General features: G+C 67.6%; 14 protein-coding genes and 1 pseudogene. 11 read left to right on the top strand and 4 right to left on the bottom strand.

Annotated features, from left to right (window positions below; all coding sequences use genetic code 11):
- Positions 1 to 9 precede the first annotated feature (9 nt).
- The 4 genes from nrfD to ABW16_RS17270 are packed head-to-tail and all read right to left on the bottom strand — an operon-like array spanning position 10 to position 6,527.
- Positions 10 to 1,065: an NrfD/PsrC family molybdoenzyme membrane anchor subunit gene (gene nrfD / locus ABW16_RS17290; RefSeq protein WP_047320427.1), complete on the bottom strand. Its 1,056-nt coding sequence runs from the start codon at positions 1,063 to 1,065 to the stop codon at positions 10 to 12.
- Positions 1,062 to 2,024, bottom strand: coding sequence for a 4Fe-4S dicluster domain-containing protein (locus tag ABW16_RS17285; protein WP_047320426.1), 963 nt, complete (start codon positions 2,022 to 2,024; stop codon positions 1,062 to 1,064). The genes nrfD and ABW16_RS17285 overlap by 4 nt, the downstream gene beginning before the upstream one ends.
- Positions 2,024 to 5,206: a formate dehydrogenase-N subunit alpha gene (gene fdnG / locus ABW16_RS17280; protein ID WP_233424804.1), complete on the bottom strand. Its 3,183-nt coding sequence runs from the start codon at positions 5,204 to 5,206 to the stop codon at positions 2,024 to 2,026. The genes ABW16_RS17285 and fdnG overlap by 1 nt, the downstream gene beginning before the upstream one ends.
- Before the next feature lie 52 nt (positions 5,207 to 5,258).
- Positions 5,259 to 6,527: a PucR family transcriptional regulator gene (locus ABW16_RS17270; protein WP_047320423.1), complete on the bottom strand. Its 1,269-nt coding sequence runs from the start codon at positions 6,525 to 6,527 to the stop codon at positions 5,259 to 5,261.
- Between the two features lie 301 nt (positions 6,528 to 6,828).
- On the opposite strand from ABW16_RS17270, the gene ABW16_RS27815 reads away from it, so the two are divergent.
- The 11 genes and pseudogenes from ABW16_RS27815 to ABW16_RS26480 all read left to right on the top strand — a co-directional run.
- Positions 6,829 to 8,088, top strand: a complete 1,260-nt coding sequence (locus ABW16_RS27815) for a PucR family transcriptional regulator (RefSeq protein ID WP_082134178.1) — start codon at positions 6,829 to 6,831, stop codon at positions 8,086 to 8,088.
- A gap of 32 nt (positions 8,089 to 8,120) precedes the next feature.
- Positions 8,121 to 9,038, top strand: coding sequence for a lysophospholipid acyltransferase family protein (locus ABW16_RS17260; RefSeq protein WP_082134177.1), 918 nt, complete (start codon positions 8,121 to 8,123; stop codon positions 9,036 to 9,038).
- Between the two features lie 6 nt (positions 9,039 to 9,044).
- A complete protein-coding gene (locus ABW16_RS17255) occupies positions 9,045 to 9,470 on the top strand; it encodes a WS/DGAT domain-containing protein (RefSeq protein ID WP_047320422.1) in 426 nt (141 codons plus the stop codon).
- Complete coding sequence (locus tag ABW16_RS17250) at positions 9,467 to 10,951, top strand: long-chain-fatty-acid--CoA ligase (RefSeq protein ID WP_047320421.1); 1,485 nt, start codon at positions 9,467 to 9,469, stop codon at positions 10,949 to 10,951. The genes ABW16_RS17255 and ABW16_RS17250 overlap by 4 nt, the downstream gene beginning before the upstream one ends.
- Positions 10,952 to 10,985: 34 nt before the next feature.
- A complete protein-coding gene (locus ABW16_RS17245; RefSeq protein ID WP_047320420.1) occupies positions 10,986 to 12,224 on the top strand; it encodes a cytochrome P450 in 1,239 nt (412 codons plus the stop codon).
- Positions 12,221 to 13,213, top strand: a complete 993-nt coding sequence (locus ABW16_RS17240) for a PDR/VanB family oxidoreductase (RefSeq protein ID WP_047320419.1) — start codon at positions 12,221 to 12,223, stop codon at positions 13,211 to 13,213. Before ABW16_RS17245 ends, ABW16_RS17240 begins: the two co-directional genes overlap by 4 nt.
- Positions 13,210 to 14,250, top strand: a complete 1,041-nt coding sequence (locus tag ABW16_RS17235; RefSeq protein WP_047320418.1) for an aromatic ring-hydroxylating dioxygenase subunit alpha — start codon at positions 13,210 to 13,212, stop codon at positions 14,248 to 14,250. Before ABW16_RS17240 ends, ABW16_RS17235 begins: the two co-directional genes overlap by 4 nt.
- The gene (locus tag ABW16_RS17230) at positions 14,247 to 15,782 is read left to right on the top strand and encodes a succinic semialdehyde dehydrogenase (RefSeq protein WP_052956961.1); all 1,536 of its coding nucleotides are present in this window, start codon (positions 14,247 to 14,249) and stop codon (positions 15,780 to 15,782) included. The genes ABW16_RS17235 and ABW16_RS17230 overlap by 4 nt, the downstream gene beginning before the upstream one ends.
- Before the next feature lie 11 nt (positions 15,783 to 15,793).
- Positions 15,794 to 17,503: a GMC oxidoreductase gene (locus tag ABW16_RS17225; RefSeq protein WP_047320417.1), complete on the top strand. Its 1,710-nt coding sequence runs from the start codon at positions 15,794 to 15,796 to the stop codon at positions 17,501 to 17,503.
- A gap of 88 nt (positions 17,504 to 17,591) precedes the next feature.
- Complete coding sequence (fdhD, locus tag ABW16_RS17220; protein WP_047320416.1) at positions 17,592 to 18,416, top strand: formate dehydrogenase accessory sulfurtransferase FdhD; 825 nt, start codon at positions 17,592 to 17,594, stop codon at positions 18,414 to 18,416.
- Positions 18,417 to 18,571: 155 nt separating this feature from the next.
- A pseudogene (locus ABW16_RS26480) lies at positions 18,572 to 19,491 on the top strand (PGRS repeat-containing protein); the annotation flags it as partial.

Below are 19,491 nucleotides of genomic sequence, written 5' to 3'. Positions count from 1 at the left end.
CCCGCTGAGCTACCCGGCCGTCGTGATGGAATCCCCGGTCATGCCCGCCGCCTGCCGGGCCGTCAGTCGGCGCTTCTGCGGCTCAATGGTGTAGCGCGGATCCTTCGCCGATTCGATCCCGGCCTCGAACACCCCGAAGCGGGTCAGCGCCGAGGCGCCCAGCAGCGCCAGCCCCGACAGCGCCGCCACGCCGCGGTGCCGCCTGCCCAGCAGCGTCCCGATACCTCCGGCGATCGCCAGCCGTTCACTCCACCGCAGCATCGCCCCGGCGCGGCCCTCATGCAGCGGTTCGGCGGCGACCGGGTCCATCCGATGTTCCATGGCCCGGGTGGCGACGACATCGCCGAGCACCCCGAGCACGGCCAGTCGTCGGGCCGGCCCGGCCTCACGCACCGGCGTGGTCAGCATGGCCAAGCCGCCGGAGGCCAGGCTCGCCGAGCTGACGAACACGAACGGCAAGTCGCGGTGCGCACCGTGCCAGGTCGGGGTGGCGGTGTCGCCCAGCAACACCGCGGTGTAGACGGCCAGCGGCGCCGCGAACACCGCGGCCTCCAAGCCGGCCGGGCCCTCCACAGCGCGCAGCACGCCACGCAGCGGGCCCAGCGGTAGCCGCTGGCCCGACAACCGATCCAGCTCGGCGGCCGCCGCCACCGACGTGCCCGCACCAAACGCCGACAGGATCCACGAGCCCAGGCTCATCGGTGACGTCAGTTTGATGGTGCGCAGCATGTTGACGAAGCGTTCCGGGCGGCCGAGGTCGCTGATCAGGGCCGCGGCGCTCAACACGATTGCCCCCAGCGCCGCCAGCCGGGAGTTGCGTCGCAACACTTTCCGGCCGGTCAGCTGGGCACCGGCGGCCAGCAGGCCGGATCCCCCCGCCACACCGCCCAGGAACAGGTACGCGGCGATCTCGTGCTTCCACGGTGCGGGCTTGACCACCGGACGGCCGTAGTAGGAGCTGAACTGCACGTCGGGGACCATCGGCATCTCACGGCCACCGTCGCCACCGCCGCGGCGCCGGCGCTTGCCGCCCCCGCGGCGAGGACCATCGGACACCATGCTCATGAGCGTCCCCCCAGGAAGGCGACCGCCGCGGCGGCAAGCATCCCGGCTGCGGCCAGCGCCGACCGCTTGAACATCGTCGGCAGGTCGGCGGTGCCCACCCGCGGGTCGGGCGGCAGTCCGTACACCTCCGGCTCGTCGAGCAACAGGAAGACCGAGCCGGTGCCACCGACACCGTCATGCTCGTTGGCGCCGTAGAGCCGCGCCTCGGTGCGGCCCTGGGCATGCAGCTGGGCCACCCGCTGCCGGGCCCGCTGCACCAGGTCGTCGTGGTCACCGAACCGGATCGACTGTGTCGGGCAGGTCTGCGCGCACGCCGGCGGTTGGCCGTCGACCAGCCGGTCGTAGCACAGGGTGCACTTCTGGGCGACTCCGGTGTTGGGCACCGGTTCGGGGCCGCGGCCGGTCTTGGGTGCCGCCGTGCCGTCGGTGCGACGCTCGATCACCCCGAACGGGCACGCCGGCACACAGTTTCCGCAGCCGTTGCAGACGTCTGCCTGCACCACCACCGTGCCGAACTCGGTGCGAAACAGCGAACCCGTCGGGCATACGTCCAGACATCCGGCATGCGTGCAGTGCTTGCAGACGTCCGAGGACATCAGCCAGCGGAACTGGTCGGTGTCGGGTGGCGCGACCTCCGCGGTGTCATCGGGCATCTTCGGCATGCCCAGGCTGACCAGTTGTCGGCCGGATTCGCGGGCCTCCTCGATGCGGTCGCGGCCCTGCTCGATGAACGCCACATGCCGCCACGTGCTGGCGCCCAGTGCGCCGGTGTTGTCGTAGGAGGATCCGAGTAACTCCAGCGGGCCGTCCTGCGGGTTGTGGTTCCACTCCTTGCACGCCACCTCGCAGGCTTTGCAACCGATGCAGATCGACGTGTCGGTGAAGAACCCTTTGCGGGGGTGTTGTGGCGACCACCTGGCGTCGGCGGCGGGGTCGGTCGGCCCGGACAGTTGGCCCATCAGTCCCGCCTTTCCAGATCGATGTCGGCATTGCCGGTCTCCGGCGTTGCGCCGGAACGACTTTGATACTCGGCGATCAGGCGCAGCAGCTCCTCGCCGTGTGGCCGCCGGCCGGGCCGGATATCGCACGAACCCGCTTTGGATTCCTGGATCTGCACGTTGGGGTCCAGGGTCACCCCGAGCAGATCGTTGGCGGCGTCGCCGCTGACCACCGCGTCGCCGCCGACTCCCCAGTGGTACGGCAACCCGATCTGGTGCACGGTGTGGCCGCCCACCATCAGTGGCGTCATCCGGTCGGTCACCAGCACCCGAGCCTCGATCGCCGCCCGCGGGGAAATGATGGTGGCCCAGCCGAAGTTCTCCAGCCCCCGCTCGGCGGCCAGCGCCGGGGAGACTTCGCAGAACATCTCCGGCTGCAGCTCAGCCAGGTACGGCAGCCAGCGGCTCATGCCGCCGGCGGTGTGGTGTTCGGTGAGCCGGTAGGTGGTGAACACGTAGGGGTAGACATCGGCGCCCGGCTCCCCGGCGCTGGGGGCCGACAGGTTGTCTTTGCGGGGGAACGTGATTCGGGCGGGGTTGCGCTGTTGGCGATAGACCGCATTGGCGATCGGCGACTCCTGCGGCTCGTAGTGGGTGGGCAACGGCCCGTCCACCACGCCCTTGGGTGCGAACAGCCAGCCCTTGCCGTCGGGTTGCATGACGAACGGGTCGTCGCCGGCCAACGCGTCCGGCCCGCCCAACGCCGGATCCGGTCGGGCGTTCGGCGCGCGGTCGATCACGAAGTCGGGCACGTCATTGCCCACCCATCGGCGCAGCTGCTCGTCCCACCAGACGTAGCGCTTGCGTTCGCTCCACGGAACCCCGTCCGGGTCGGCCGAGGCCCGGTTGTAGAGGATCCGCCGATCGGCCGGCCAGGCCCAGCCCCATTCGGATTGGTTGGGGCTCGGCCCGCCGCGAGGCACCCGGCGGGCGGCCTGGTTGATCCCACCGCCATATACCCCGGCGTAGATCCAGCAACCGGCGGCCGTGGACCCATCGGCGCGCAGCTCGGTGAAGCCCGAGACGCACCGACCGGCGTCGGGACCGGCCAACTGGTGCCCGTTGATCTCGGCCAGCACGAACTCCGGGTCGGGGTCACCGTGCTCATCGACCGGGTAGTCCCAGACCAGATCCAACAGCGGCCGGTCGCGCGGGTCGGTGGAACCGGCGAGGCGTGCCCGAATTCGGTTGCCCAGCTTGATGAAGAACTCGAGTTCGCTGATGCAGTCGCCCGGTGGGGCGACGGCCTGATGGCGCCATTGCAGCAGTCGCTGCGTCTGGGTGAACGTCCCGGCCTTCTCGACATGGCTGGCCGCCGGCAGGAAGAACACCTCGGTCTCGTTGTCTTGCGTGCACAGCTCCCCGGAGGCGATCTCCGGGCCGTCCTTCCACCAGGTGGCCGACTCGATCAGGTTCAGGTCCCGCACCACCAGCCACTTCAGGTGCGACATGCCCAACCGTTGCTGACGGCCGTTGGCCGAGCCGACGGCCGGGTTCTGGCCGAGCAGGAAGTAGCCCTCCACTTCGTCGTTGAGCATTCCCGTCACGGCCTGATAGGTGCCGTGTGGCCCGGTCAGCCGGGGCAGGTAGTGATAAGCCCAATCATTGTCGGCCGTCGCGGCGTCCCCCCACCACGCCTTGAGCAGGCTGACCAGATACGCATCGGCGTTGGCCCAAAAGCCCTTCTGGCTCTTCGACCCGACGCGGTCCAGGTACTGACGCAGGGTGTCGTCGCGCCCGGCCTTCGGCATCGGCAGGTAGCCGGGCAGCATGTCGTAGAGCGTCGGGATATCCGTGGAGCCCTGAATGCTGGCATGCCCGCGCAATGCCATGATCCCGCCGCCCGGCCGGCCCACGTTGCCCAGCAGCAGTTGCAGGATGGCCGCGGTGCGGATGTACTGCGCCCCCAGGGTGTGCTGCGTCCAGCCCACCGCATAGGCGAAACACGTGGTGCGCTCGCGCCCCGAGTTGGCCGTGACCGCGCGCGCCAGGTAGTCGAACATCGCAGGGTCGATACCGCAGACGTCGCGGACCATCTCCGGGGTATAGCGCGCATAGTGCCGCTTGAGGATCTGGAAAACCGTGCGCGGGTGCTGCAGCGTCTCGTCAGTGCTGGGCGCACCCGCCTCGTCGCGTTCGTATGTCCAACTCGACGGGTCGTACTGCCTGGTCTGCGGATCGAAGCCGGAGAACAACCCACCCAAGTCCTCGGTGTCGCGGAAGTCCTCACTGACCAGCGTCGCGGCATTGGTGTAGGCGAGCACGTATTCACGGAACCACAGGTCGTGGGTGAGCACGTGGTTGATCAGCGCACCCAACAGCACCACGTCGGAGCCGGCCCGGATCGGAATGTGCTTGTCGCACACCGCCGACGTGCGGGTGAACCGCGGGTCGACGTGGATCACCACCGCGCCGCGGGCTTTGGCCTCCTCCACCCACTGGAAACCCACCGGGTGGCATTCGGCCATGTTCGAGCCCTGGATGACGATGCAGTCGGCATTCGCCATGTCTTGCAGGGTTTGCGTCGCTCCACCGCGACCGAAGGAGGCTCCCAGACCGGGAACCGTGGCGGAGTGTCAAATACGAGCTTGGTTGTCGACCTGTATGACGCCCGCGGCGGTGAAGAGTTTCTTGATGACGTAGTTCTCTTCGTTGTCCAGGGTCGCGCCGCCCAGCGAGGCGATGCCCATGGTCCGCCGCAACGGCCGGCCCTCGGCGTCGTGGTCCTGCCAGGCGTTGCGCCGCGAGGCGATGAAACGTTCGGCCACCATGTCGATCGCGGTGTCCAGTTCCAGCGGCTGCCAATCCGTGGCGCGGGGCGCCCGGTAGAGCACGGTGACCTGCCGGCCGGGCGAGTTGACCAACTGTTCGCTCGCCGACCCCTTCGGACACAGCCGCCCCCGCGAGATCGGCGAATCCGGATCGCCCTCGATCTGCACGACCTTCTCGTCCTTGACGTAGACGCGCTGGCCGCAGCCGACCGCGCAGTACGGGCAGACACTCTGGACCATCCGGTCGGCGGTAGCGGTTCGCGGTGCGATACTGCGGGTGTGTTCGGAGGTGACGGACGGGCCGCGGCCGAACACGTCGCCGGTGCGCAGTTGCCGGATTACCGGCCACTCCAGGAATTTTCGCTGAACCATCTGTGAATGCTAACGCCATTGGCATCCGGGCGTCCGGCGAAATCGTCTGCGTTCACCTGAGCGCAGCGCCGCCCAACCACTCGCACAGCAGTAACGCCACTTCGACCTCGAGTCGGTCGCCGGCGATCGGTCGCCCCCGGCGTTCGACCGCGCGCTGCACGCGATACTTCACGGAGTTGTGGTGCAGGTGCAGTTCCTCCGCGGCGGCGGTGTAACTGGAGCCGGTGCTCAGGAACACCCGCAGCGTCTCACGCAACCGCTCGTCGCTGTCGGTGGCGCTGGCCAGCGGACCGAGGGCCTCTTGCACGTAGGCGGCCACGGCGTCGACGTTGCCGCCCACCAGGGCTGCCACCGCCAGGCCGGTGTCGCCGGCGACGGTGACCCTCCGGGATGGCCCACCGGCGGCGCTCACCACGGTTCGCGCGTCCCACGCCTGCTGATGTGACCGGCGGAAGCCCTCGACGTCCGGCAGCGGGCTGCCCGCCGTGACACACGGCCCGTCGCGCGTCTTCTCCACGGCGGCGCGCAGCCGTGCCGGCGCAGTCGGCGTGCTCTTGACTGACAGCGGAATCCAGCCGAAGCCGGTCACCCGGTCGACCGGCACGAACAACGGATTGTTGGAGGCGCCGACCGCTTCTGCGAGTTTCTGCACGAACCGCTCCGTGGACAGCGGATCGACTCCCTCGACGGACTCCGGGTACCAGACGACCACCGCCAGATGGTGGCGCCGCAGCGGATAGCGCAGGGCGTGCGTCATGGCGTCGACGTCGACGTCGCCGCCGGCGAGCAGCTCGCGAACCTGCAGGGCGCGCAGGTTGTTCCGGTTGGCCACCCACCGGTCACGTTCGTCCTGATAGCTGATGACCACCTGCTGTGAGATCTGGTCGATGTATTCGAACGACACGTCTTCCATCAGGTCGTAGACGGCCAGGCTCAGTTCCGGATCCCGATTGGCGGCGCGTATCTCGTTGATCACCATTCGCAGTGTCGCCCGGTGTCCCAGCCGGTAGGCGCGCGTCAAGGCGTTCACCGAGATGTCTCGTTGCGCCAGGCGCCGGGCATATTCCAGAGCCGGAGTCGGCGGCTCGAGGTTCTTCACCGGGATGCCATGACGGATCGACGAGAAGAACGATTCGACACTGCTGGCCGCGGTGTCGCGCAGCAGTTGCAGCAGCTGCGCGTCGCCGCCGAGGTCGGACATCTCGGCCACCACCAGCTGCTGGATGTCGCAGGTGATGCGATCGAGTTTGTCGTAGAGGCGGCTCACGATCGTTGCCGCAGTCTTGGCAACGACCGCACGGTCGGGGCCCCTTTCCCCCATGGCCCGACGGTAGTTGCTTCCCGCGGGTCCGGCGTGCCGATTCGCAGGTTTGCACAGCGATTCCGACCGGTAGCCGGTTTGTTCCCGGGAGACGACGATCCGGTCGAAGTTCGTCTGTTGACGACGTCGTCCAGTCGAGTTGGGCTGCGTACTTTTTGGGGCAGATGGGCGAGGCGCAATTCGCTGATGCGAATTCGGGGGCCGGAGCCGATTCGTGAAATTGATTGAACACCACTCTGGAAATGAGAAAGAACATGTTCGTTGCCGCTATCGCGATGGTGCGGGCAGGAAGCGCCGCGTGATGTATCGCGTCGCGGCAGGATCTCCCGTCCCGCCCGGGGTGGCCGTCGCGGAAGGTCGAGAGCTGCTCGTCGACGCGCTGCTCGGCCAGCTGTCGGAGATCGCCGGGAGCGTCCGGGAGGCGATTGAGGCGCAGATACCCACCTACCGCGTTTTGAACAGCGGGACGCTTGAGGAAGAGATCGGGTTCCAGCTGGAACGGGTCCTGAGACGGGTCTTGGCGTCCGCTCGAAGCAATGGTGCAGTCGGCGGTGACTACGAACTCGCCGAGCTGGCCGCCATCGGTGAAACGCGCGCGCAACAGGGGGTCCCCGTCGACGAAATGCTGCGCGCATGGCACGTCGGTATCGAGGTCATTGTGGGGTACTCCCGGGGAGTGAGTGCGCGGCTGGGCATCGAGGACGCCGCAGTGCTGGAGTTCGTGCAGTCGGCCCTCGGGTGGTCCGACGTTGCGATGGCCGCCGCCGTCGGGGCGCATCGCAGAGCAGAGCTTGCCCTGGGTTTCGCCGAAGAGGAACAACGCGCCCGGTTCGTTCGCGGTGCGTTGTCCGGGACCATCCCCGCTGACGAACTCGCCATTCAGGCGCGGGCGTACCGACTGGATCCCGACGGGGAGTTCGTCGCGGTCCGTGCGTTGCTGAGTGAGGAGTCGCCGCAGCGCAAGCTCGAGTGGCTGTTGGGCTTTCATGGCGCCGACCGACCCGGGCTCAGTGCCGTCGCCGACGGATGCGTGGTGGGCTTCTTGAGGGAGCCGCCGCCACGTGATCTCGCTGCCGTGGTCGGTGTGGGCCCGCCGAAGCCCGTGGGGCGCCTGGCCGCGTCCTATCGGTTGGCGACCCGGGCCCTGACCGCGATCCAGGCCTGCGGCCTCCGCGGCTGTTACGACATCGACGCGATCGGCCTGCGCGCTGCGGTGGCGGCGGACGCCGACGTCGGTGACGCGCTGCGGAGGCGCTACCTCGACCCGCTCGCCGACGGGGGTTCGGCTCGTGAGCTGATCGCGACGTTGCGGGCATTTCTGACCAGTGGCATGCACGTGGAGCGCACCGCGACCCGGCTGTTCGTCCACCAGAACACGGTGCGCTACCGCCTGGCCCGGTTCGAGGAACTGACCGGGTCCAGCCTGCGGGACGCCGAAGTGCTGTTCGGGGTCTGGTGGGCGCTCCAGCTAGACGAATGCGGTCGTCGTAACCCCCAAGCCGAAGCGCCCGATATCGGAGGTGACTCCGTAGCCCACCGCGCAGATCCGACAGACGCTTAACCGTATGCCAGCGATTGATTGAGGAAACCAGGATGACAACGACCACAAAGACCACAACGACGACACCCGGCAAGGGCACCAAGGCTGGCAAGGGCGCGGAGCCGCGGGGCCGGCTGCAGCAACTTGTCGCGCAGCGCCTTGCCGCTGCGACCACGTCGGACGGTCCCGACGAGCGATTCATGCGCTACGTGCAGAACCCCGTCTTCAACTTCCTGTGCGACCACTACTTCCGGTTGGAGATCGACGGCTGGCACCGCATTCCCGACGAACCCTCGTTGCTGATCGGCATCCACTCCGGTGGATCCCTGACGATGGACGCCTGGACTCTGGTGCATGCCTGGCATCGGCATTTCGAAGGCCGCCGGATCCTGCACGGCACCGCGCACGACCTCCTGATGGCCGCCCCGGTGCTCGGTGACTACTTCAAGGCGGTCGGTGTGATCCCGGCGTCGCGCAGCGGGGTGACCGCCGCCCTGGCCGCCGGCCACGACGTGGTGGTGTGGCCCGGAGGCGAGCAGGACGCGATGCGCAACTGGCGCCACCGGGACCAGGCGCTGCTGGCCGGCCGCAAGGGCTTCGTCCGCCAAGCCATCCGCTCCGGCGTCCCGATCGTCCCGGTCGCGACGGTGGGCGGACACGACACCGTCTTCGTGCTGTCGGAGGGGCGATTCCTCGCCCGCTGGACCGGCCTCGGCAAGCGGCTGCGCGGCGCCACGATGCCCATCATCGCGGGGTTCCCCTTCCCACTCGCCGTCGAGATCCTGCCCGCACATCTGCCGCTGCCCGCAAAGATTCGCACCGAGTTCCTCGACCCCATCCACGTCGACACCGATCCCGACCGCGTCGACGACTCCGCCTACGTCGACTCGATCTACGACCAGGTGCAGGGCGCCATCCAGGCGGGGATGGATCGCCTGGCCAAACGTCGTAGCTTCCCGGTCCTGGGGTGATCGGCGATGCGTCAACTGTCCAGCGTCGACGCGCAATTCCTGGCGGCCGAGGACGGACGCAACCACGGCCACATCTCGGCGCTGGGCATCTATGACCCGTCATCCGCCCCCGGCGGCGTACTGACACGTGAGTCGCTACGCCGGCTGGTGGCGCAGCGGATCGGAATGCTGGGGCCGTTTCGGTGGCGGCTGGCGCCGGTGCCGTTGTATCTGGCCGGCGCTCGGCTGGAGGCCCAGTATCCGGTCTCGCTGATCATGGACGGCGTCGGCCTCAACATCACCGCGCTGAGCTATCGCAACAAGCTCGACCTGGGTCTGGTCGCCGACCACGACCTGGTGGCCGATGCCTGGTCCCTGCTGCAGGACGTCCAAGCGGAACTCACCGACCTGCGGGGCTACGTCGGCGCCGGCGGCAGGAAGGCACGGCCATGACCAACCTGGCCGTCAATCTGATCGACGCCGCCCACCGTCAACCCGACAGCGTGGCGCTGCGCCTCGACGAGGTGGAAGTCCCCTACACCGGGTTGAACGCGGCCAGCGCCTGCCTGGCCGGACTGCTGGTCGCGCGCGGGCTGCGTCCGGGCGACCGGGTCGGAGTGATGTTGCCCAACGTTCCCTACTTCGCCATCGCCTATTACGCCGTGCTGCGGGCCGGTGGGGTGGTGGTGCCGATGAACGTCTTGTTGAAGGAACGCGAGACCGGCTTCTACCTGTCGGATTCGCAGGCCAAAGCGGTGATCGCCTGGCACGAGTTCGCGCCGGCCGCCCAAGCGGGTGCGGCCTCCGCCGGAGCCGACTGCATCGTGGTCACCCCGGGGCAATTCGAGGAGCTGATCTGCACGGTCGATCCCGTCGCCGAACCCGTGGCGCGCGACGATGACGAGACCGCGGTGATCCTCTACACCTCGGGCACCACCGGCACGCCCAAGGGCGCCGAACTGACCCACGCCAACCTCCGGCGCAACGTCGCCGCCGTGGTCGAGATGGTGGGTCTGGGCGCCGACGATGTGATTCTGGGCGCCTTGCCGCTGTTTCATGCGTTCGGTCAGACGGCCGGGCTGAACGCCGCGGTGGCCGCCGGCAGCTGTCTGACCCTGATTCCCCGCTTCACGCCCGAGCGGGCACTCGAGATCATCGAACGCGACCGGGTCACGGTATTTCAGGGCGTCCCAACGATGTTCACCGCGATGCTGCACAGCAGCCGGCGGCCCGAGACGGGATCGCTGCGGCTGTGCGTCTCCGGCGGTGCCGCGATGCCCGCAGAGGTGATGCGCGGCTTCGAAGACACCTTCGGCGCCATGGTGCTCGAGGGCTACGGACTCAGCGAGACCTCGCCGGTGGCCTCGTTCAACCATCCCGACCGCGAACGCAAACCCGGGTCGATCGGCACACCCGTCACCGGAGTGGAGATGAAGCTGGTCGAGCCGAGCGCGGACGGCGTCGGCGAGATCGCCATTCGCGGTCACAACGTGATGAAGGGCTACTGGAAACGGCCGGATGCCACCGCCGCGGCGATCGATGCCGACGGCTGGTTTCACACCGGAGACCTGGCCCGAATGGACGACGACGGCTACTTCTTCATCGTCGACCGCTCCAAAGACATGATCATCCGCGGCGGCTACAACGTGTACCCACGCGAAGTCGAGGAAGTGCTCTACGAACACCCCGCCGTGCGCGAGGCAGCCGTGGTCGGTGTCCCCGACGAGCTGCTCGGCGAGGAGGTCGGTGCCGCCGTCGCGCTGAAGCCCGGAGTCGAGGTCGACGCCACGGCACTGCGCGACTTCGTCAAAGACCGTGTCGCCGCCTACAAGTACCCGCGAAAGGTCTGGTTGGTCGACGAACTGCCCAAGGGCCCGACCGGGAAGATCCTCAAACGCGACATCACCGTTTCCGTGGAAACCCAAGGGAACTAATTGTGGTGCAAGCAGTTTCACGAAAGGAGCAATCATGACAACCGTCGATCAGCTCGACCTCGACAGCGTCGACCTGGCGGACTCTGCGCACTGGGATGACGGTCCACCGTGGGAGTTGTTCGCCCGGATGCAACGCGAGGCGCCGGCGCACTTCAGCCCGCAACGCAATGCGCCGGACGAAGGCGGCTTCTGGTCGATCACCCGCTATGACGATGTCCGGGCCGTCAGTCGCGACCACAAGACGTTCTCCTCCGAACGGCGCGGCATCTTTCTGCTCGACGACATCGGGGTGCCGCTGGCCGTGCAGCAGTCCCAGATGATCTCGATCGACCCACCGCGCCACGACCGGCTGAAAGCATTGTCCATCAAGGCATTCACCCCGCAACGCGTGGCCGAGCACCAGGACCACATCACGGAGATCATCGACCACGTCTTCGACCGGGTTGCCGACAAAGAGCAATTCGACCTGGTCGCCGATGTCGCACGCGCCGTTCCGGCCCGGGTGGCCGGCTCACTGCTCGGCACACCGCCGGAGGACGACGAGAAGCTGGTGCACTGGACGAACGTCTTCACGGCATTCGAGGACCCGGTCATCCGTGAGCAGTGGTCCGATACCGAGGCGGTGCTGCAGGAGATCATCGGCTACGTCATGGCGCGGATCGAAGAGCGTCGCAAATCCCCGCGCGACGACCTGATCACGGCCTTGATGAACGCGGAGGTCGACGGCGAGCGGCTCAACGAGATCGAGCTCGGCACGTTCTTCATCCTGCTGATGTCGGCGGCCAATGACTCGACCCGGGCCACTTACAGCGCGACGATGCTGCACCTGCTGGGCGATCCAGAACTGCGGACCCTGCTGGCCGAGCGCCCGGAGCTGATTCCGAGTGCCGTGGAGGAAGGGCTGCGGTGCTACCCGGCGTTCTCCTTCATGGGCCGCGCGGCGACCTGCGACACCGAACTGCACGGCAAGACGATCAAGGAGAACGATCGGCTTTTGCTGTGGTACCTGGCGTCCAACCGCGACGAGACGGCTTTCCCGGATCCGCACACCTTCGACATCAACCGCGAGGGTCTCGGCGAAAAGCACCAGGCTTTCGGCGGTCGCGGCCGGCATTTCTGCCTGGGCGCCAACCTGGCCCGCTTGGAGCTGAAGCTGTGGATTCAGCGGACCCTGGAACGTTTTCCGGATCTCAAGCTGGACGGGGAGCCGACCCGGGTGCGGGCGTTGTTCCTCAACCAGTTCAAGTCGATCCCGGTCCGGAGAACATCGTGACTGCCCCCGAGACCGCCCGTGGCCGACCCGCCTACCGTGAGGTCGAGGCCGACCTGGAGGTACGTCGCCGAGAGACCTCGGCCGACGGGGTGGTGACGATCACCCTCGTCGACCCGACCGGCGCCGACCTGCCCGACTGGGCACCCGGGGCGCACATCGACCTCATCATGACGCCGTCGCTGGTGCGGCAGTACTCACTGTGCGGTGACACCGCCGACCGCGCCCAGTGGCGGGTGGGGGTACTGCTGGACCCGAACAGTCGCGGCGGATCCCAGTTCGTCCACGACAAGCTCCATGAGGGAGCCACTGTACGGGTCCGTGGGCCCCGCAACCACTTTCCGTTGGTCGGCTCGGCGCGTTACCAATTCATCGCGGGCGGTATCGGTGTCACCCCGATGCTGCCGATGATTGCCGCGGCCGACGCCGCCGGCTCCGAATGGCAGTTGCTCTATGGCGGCAGGACGCGATCGTCGATGGCCTTCGTCGCCGAGCTCGAGCGTTACGGCGAGCGGGTGGTCGTCTGCTCGCGGGAAGATGACGGCCCGAACTTCCGCGCGAGCCTCGAATCCGTTCTCGCCCAACCGTCCGAGAACACACTGGTGTACTGCTGCGGACCGGAGGGGCTGCTGAGCGCGGTCGAGGACGCGTGCACGGCCTGGCCCGACGGCAGCCTGCATGTGGAACGCTTCTCAGCCAAAGCGCTGGACGAACCCGCTGCGCTGGCCGCCTTCGACGTGGAATGTCAGCGGTCCGGCATGACTTTGACAGTGCCACAAGATAAATCGATTTACGAAGTGTGTGAGGAAGCCGGCGTCGACGTACTCGGATCGTGCATGGAGGGCGTGTGCGGAACGTGCGAATGCGACATCGTCGAGGGCGCGGGCGACCATCGCGACTCCGTGCTCAACGACGCCGAGAAGGCTGCAAACCAAACGATCATGATCTGCGTTTCACGGTCGCTGTCCGAGAGGCTGGTATTGGACTTATGAGGCCCAACTATCCGTACAACTGTTGGTATGTCGCCGCGACCAGCGACGAGGTCGGCCAAGGGCTGCTGACCCGCCGACTGCTCGACAAGCAGGTTCTGCTGTATCGCCGTAGATCCGGCGAAGTGGTCGCAATGGAGGACCGCTGCCTCCACCGGGCCTACCCGTTGTCGGCCGGCCGGCGCGACGGTGACCGGGTGGTCTGCGGCTATCACGGCTTCGCCTTCGGCCCCGACGGCTGCCTGCTCGACGTGCCGTCACAGGAGAACGTGCCGCCCGGCGCCGCGGTACGCACCTACCCGGTTGCGGAGCAGGCGCCGTTCGTCTGGGTCTGGCTCGGCGATCCCGGTGTTGCCGCGCTGCGCCCGCCGCCCCGGGTGCCGTGGTACGCCGACGGTTCGGGATGGGCCGGCACCACCGAGGTGCTGCGTGTCAACGCGAACTACCTTCTGCTGCACGAGCACTACCTCGACCTGACCGACGTGTTCGTGATGCACCCCGAAGTCGTTCCGCCCGATATCGAGGTCCTGCCGCAACTCGACGAGGTCGAGGTCTCCGAACGGTCGGTGTCCTATTCCCGGACCACGCCGCCCAGCCGGCTGGCCCCGTGGGAGGCCGAGATCACCGGCCTTCCCATCGACACCAGGGGAAGCCGACGCGAGGAAGGAACTTTCGTCTCGCCGGGGCTGCACGTTCAGCACTACGTGATCGATCCCGAGGCCGGGACATCCCACCAGCTGCTGCGGATCCAGGGCTTTACGCCCGAATCCCCGGAGACGACCCACGTTTTCCTGCAGATGGCCCGCAACTTCGCTCCCGACGACGAGCGGGTCGCCGAGTTTCTGCGCAGTATGTTCCATGACTGGGCCATGCGGGATTCGGTTGTGTTGGAGACGATTCAGACGCGCCTGCGTGAACGCGGCGAACCCAGGCGCGACATCAACGTGAAGGCCGACCGAGCTGCGGTACGCGCGCGTCGGATCGCCATGGAGATGGTGGACGAGGAGTCCGGTCGTTTCGTTCTGAGTTGGATGCCATGACCCTCACCGACGAACTCTCCGGCAGGGTGGCGGCCGCTGACCCGAACTCCGAGGTCGAGGTCACCAACGCGATGACCGGCGAACCGTTGGGACGGGTGCCACGATGCGGCGCTGCCGATGTGGCCGCCGCGGCGCTACGCGCTCGCGCGGTGCAGACGGCGTGGGCCGCGCGTCCGATCCGCGACCGGGCGGCGGTGTTGATGCGCTTCCACGACCTGGTGCTCAACCGTCAGGATGAGGTTCTCGACCTGATCCAGCTCGAGAACGGCAAAGCGCGCCGGCACGCGTTCGAAGAGATCCTCGACGTCTGTCTGACGGCACGCTATTACGCAAACACCGCCGCGGACTACCTGCGTCCCAAGCGCCGGCAGGGTGTGCAGTTGGCGCTCACCCATGTCACCGAACTACATCACCCCAAGGGCCTGGTGGGCATCATCTCGCCGTGGAACTACCCGCTGACGCTGGGCATCAGCGACGCCCTGCCGGCCATCGTCGCAGGCAACGCCGTGCTCGCGAAACCCGATCAGCAGACGCCGTTTTCGGCGTTATGGGCGGTGTCCTTGCTCGAAGAGGCCGGTATGCCAACCGGGTTGGTGCAGGTCCTGACGGGTTTCGGTGCCGAGCTGGGTGCGCCGATCATCGAAGCGTCGGACTATCTGATGTTCACCGGCTCCACGGCGGTCGGGCGCACTGTCGCCGGGCAGGCCGGTGAGCGGCTGATCGACTGCTCGATGGAGCTCGGCGGCAAGAACGCGCTGCTGGTGCTCGACGACGCCGACGTCGACAAGGCGGTGTCGGGCGCCCTGCGGGCGGCATTCTCCAACACCGGGCAACTGTGCATCTCGGTCGAACGCATCTATGTGCCGGCCAGGCTGTGGGACATGTTCACCACGCGCTTCGCCGACGCTGCCAAGTCAATGAAACTCTCTGCTGCCCTGGACTATTCGGCGGATATGGGATCACTGATCTCGGAGAAGCAGCTCAAGACCGTCGCCGGTCACGTCGACGACGCGGTCAGCAAGGGCGCCAACGTGCTGGCCGGCGGCCGGCCGCGCCCGGACATCGGGCCCTATTTCTACGAGCCCACCCTCCTGTCCGGGGTCAACGAATCCATGGCCGCGTTCGCCGAGGAGACGTTCGGCCCGGTCGTTTCGCTATACCGGGTTCAGGACGAGGACGAGGCGATCGAGCGCGCCAACGACAGTGACTACGGCCTGAACTTCAGCGTCTGGACCTCGGACGCCAAGCGCGGCCGCCGGGTCGCCGCCCGGCTACAGGCCGGCACCGTCAACGTCAACGAGGCCTACGCCGCCGCGTGGGCGTCGGTAGACGCCCCGATGGGCGGCATGAAGGCCTCCGGTCTCGGGCGTCGACACGGTGAACACGGCATTCTCAAATACACCGAACCGCAGACCATTGCCACCGAGCGGCTGCTACCGGTCGGTGCACCGTCATGGCTGGAGCCCGGCCGCTACGCGCGGCTCATGACCACCGGACTACGAGTGCTGCGGCGCATGCCCGGCGTCAAATGAGGAGGAACCCCATGGCCGAGCAATTCGACTACGACGTCCTGGTGATCGGATCCGGGTTCGGCGGCAGCGTCACAGCGTTACGGCTGACCGAGAAGGGCTACCGGGTCGGCGTGCTGGAGGCGGGGCGTCGCTTCACCGACGAGCAGTTCGCCAAAACCAGTTGGGATCTGCGCAAATTCGTGTGGGCGCCAAAACTGGGCTGCTTCGGTATCCAACGAATCCACCTGCTGCGGGACTGCGTGATCCTGGCCGGCGCGGGGGTCGGCGGTGGGTCGTTGAACTACGCGAACACCCTCTACAAGCCGCCCGCCCCGTTCTTCAACGACCCGCAGTGGCGCCACATCACCGACTGGGAAGACGAGCTGACGCCCTACTACGAGCAGGGTCAGCGCATGCTCGGCGTGGTCCGCAACCCGCACATGACCCCGGCCGACGAGATCGTCAAAGCGGTTGCCGAGGACATGGGCGTCGGCGACACGTTCATCCAGACACCGGTCGGCGTGTTCTTCGGGGAACCGGGCAAAACCGTCCCCGACCCGTTCTTCGGCGGCGCCGGACCCGAACGCACCGGCTGTGTGGAGTGCGGAGAGTGCATGGTGGGTTGTCGCTACGGTGCGAAGAACACGCTGGTGAAGAATTATCTCGGCCTTGCCGAACGGGCCGGTGCCACAGTGCATCCACTGACCACCGTGACGTCGCTGCGACAGGCGCCGGGCGGGGCGTGGCACGTCGACACGGTGGCCAGCGGAGCGGTACTGCGGAAGAACCGGCGAACCTACACCGCGCAGTACGTAGTGGTGGCCGCCGGCACGTGGGGCACCCAGAACCTGCTGCACAAGATGAAGGACACCGGAACCCTGCCGGGTTTGTCCGACCGGCTCGGCGTGCTCACCCGCACCAACTCGGAGTCGATCCTGGGTGCCATGAAATACCGGGTGGACCCCGCCCTGGACCTCACCCGGGGCGTGGCCATCACGTCCTCGTTCCATCCTTCGGGTGACACCCATGTCGAACCGGTGCGCTACGGCAAGGGCTCCAACGCGATGGGCCTGCTGCAAACCCTGATGACCGACGGCGGCGGCCGCTGGCCGCGCTGGTGCAAGTTCCTCGGTGTGGCGGCCAGGAATCCCGTCGCGCTGCTGCGCGTGATGACGGTGAAGAACTGGAGCGAGCGCACCGTCATCGCACTGGTGATGCAGCATCTGGACAACTCGATCACCACCTTCACCAAGGGCGGACTGCGCGGCCGGCACCTGTCGAGCAAACAGGGCCACGGCCAGCCCAATCCGACGTGGATTCCGGAGGGCAACGAAGCGACCCGCAGGATCGCGGAGAAGATCGGCGGTGTGACCGCGGGAACCTGGGGAGAGCTGTTCAACATTCCACTCACCGCACACTTCTTAGGGGGTTGCGCTATCGGCGCGGATCCCGACCACGGGGTGATCGACCCGTATCACCGCGTGTACGGCTATCCCACCCTCAGTGTGGTCGACGGTTCGGCGGTCTCGGCGAATCTGGGGGTGAACCCCTCGCTGACGATCACCGCCCAAGCCGAGCGTGCCGCCGCGATGTGGCCGAACAAGGGGCAAGCCGACCAGCGACCGGAGCAGGGCCGCGGCTACCGCCGTATCCAGCCGGTCGCCCCGAACAACCCGGTGGTGCCGGCGGGCGCACCGGCCGCGTTGCGACTCGCGATCACTCGGCGCGGGGTCGCCGGATAACCTTTCACTCCAAGAGCTTTCGTCCTAGCATTTTCGGATTCGCGCACTGACGGCTGAGAATGCGAACAGACCGAGCAAAGATGGAGCGATGAGTCGGATAACGCAGCGTCGGCGGGTCAGCCGCCTCGTCGCAGGGGATGCGACGCAGCGGCCCGAGACGCTGGCGGTGGAGGAGCCGCTGGAGATCCGGCTGGGTGGTGCTCCGCTCACCGTCACGATGCGCACACCCGGGTCGGATATCGAGCTGGCGCAGGGCTTTTTGCTCTCCGAGGGGATCATCGCCGGGCGTGACGACGTGGTGAGCGCGCGTTACTGCGGCAGCCTGGACACGGACAACACCTACAACGTGCTCGATGTGACACTGGCGCCGAACGTGCCCCCGCCGGTGGTGGACATCTCCCGCAACTTCTACGCCACCTCGTCCTGCGGTATCTGCGGTAAGGCCTCACTGGACGCGGTACGCCTTGCCAGCCAGTATCACCCGGGCGACGACCCGGTTCAGGTTTCCGCCGCCGCGCTGACCGCGATGCCCGACCAGCTGCGCGCCGCGCAGGACGTCTTCGCCAGCACCGGCGGTCTGCATGCCGCGGCGCTGTTCGACTTCACCGACGGCGGTGCAATACAGGTGGTGCGCGAAGACATCGGTCGGCACAACGCCGTCGACAAGGTGATCGGCTGGGCGCTCGAGCGGTGCCGGATACCGCTGGCCGGGACGGTGCTGCTGGTCAGTGGGCGGGCGTCGTTCGAACTGACCCAGAAGGCGGTGATGGCCGGTATTCCCATCTTGGCCGCGCTGTCGGCGCCGTCGTCGCTGGCCGTCGACTTGGCAGGAGACTGCGGACTGACCTTGGTGGGGTTTCTTCGCGGTGACTCGATGAACGTCTACAGCCGGGCTGACCGCATCATCGGCTGACCGAGCGCTCGGCGACAATGCGCAATCGCGTCATAAGCCGGGCTTGAATTCCGCAATCACGGGTAATAACGGCTGATCGATGTCGCTTTTCCGATTCAGGGATTAGTGTGAGGAGGCTGAGTAAACCCCTGGTTGGAAACCCGAGGAGGTGCCCGATGGCCAGTCACCGTCAGGACCGGAGTCGCCTGCTCAACAGGCGCCTGATCAGCGTCGGCACGACGACCGGAGCTCTCCTGGTCGCCGGGCTCGCTCCGATCAGCCTCGCGCCGGCCGCGCACGCCGACCTATGGGATCTGATCGTCGACCCGATAGGCGATGTGTTCGCCGGCGGCCAGGCGAACTACACCTTCGGCGACTTCGCCGATCTGAGCGTCGTCGGCCTGGGCAGTGCCGAGGCGGGCCCGCTCGACTTCTGGCAGTCGATCAACGACTCGCTTCAGGAATGGCTCGGCAGTGCCTCCGGCATGCAGATGGCTGAGATGATCAACGCGCCGTTCGTGTACCTGTTCGGGCGGGACCTGATCGGTAATGGCCTCGACGACTTCACCGACGCGAACACCTCCCTGTTCGGCAGTTCCGGCATGTACGGCGACCTCGGTGACGGCGGCTTCCTGTTCGGCAACGGCGGGGCCGGCGCCGCGGGCGAGGTCGGCGTCAACGGCGGCGTCGGCTGGGCGGGCGGTTCGGCCGGGCTGTTCGGCGACGGCGGTGACGGCGGTGCGGGTGCGGCCGGAGCGGCGGGTGGTGCCGGCGGCGACGGCGGCAGCTTGTTCGGCAATGGCGGCAACGGCGGGGCCGGTGGTGATTCCACCGGCGTCGCGGTGCCCGGTGGTGACGGCGGTGCGGGCGGCAATGCCGGCTCTTGGTTCGGCAACGGCGGCAATGGCGGCGACGGCGGCCTCGGCTTGCTGGGCGTCCAGGGCGTGTCCGCCGGGGCCGGGAGCGCCGGCGGCAACGGTGGCGACGGCGGTAACGGCGCCTCCCTGGGGTACGGCAACGGTGGTAACGGCGGTGCCGGCGGTACGGGCGGTAATGGGGCTGCGGTGAGCGGCAGCGGCGGCGGCGGTGGTGGCGG

The organism is Mycolicibacter heraklionensis, from assembly GCF_001021505.1.
Taxonomy (GTDB): Bacteria; Actinomycetota; Actinomycetes; order Mycobacteriales; family Mycobacteriaceae; genus Mycobacterium; species Mycobacterium heraklionense.
The sequence above is the reverse complement of the archived record's forward strand: the minus strand, read 5'-3'. Positions and strand labels throughout refer to the sequence as shown.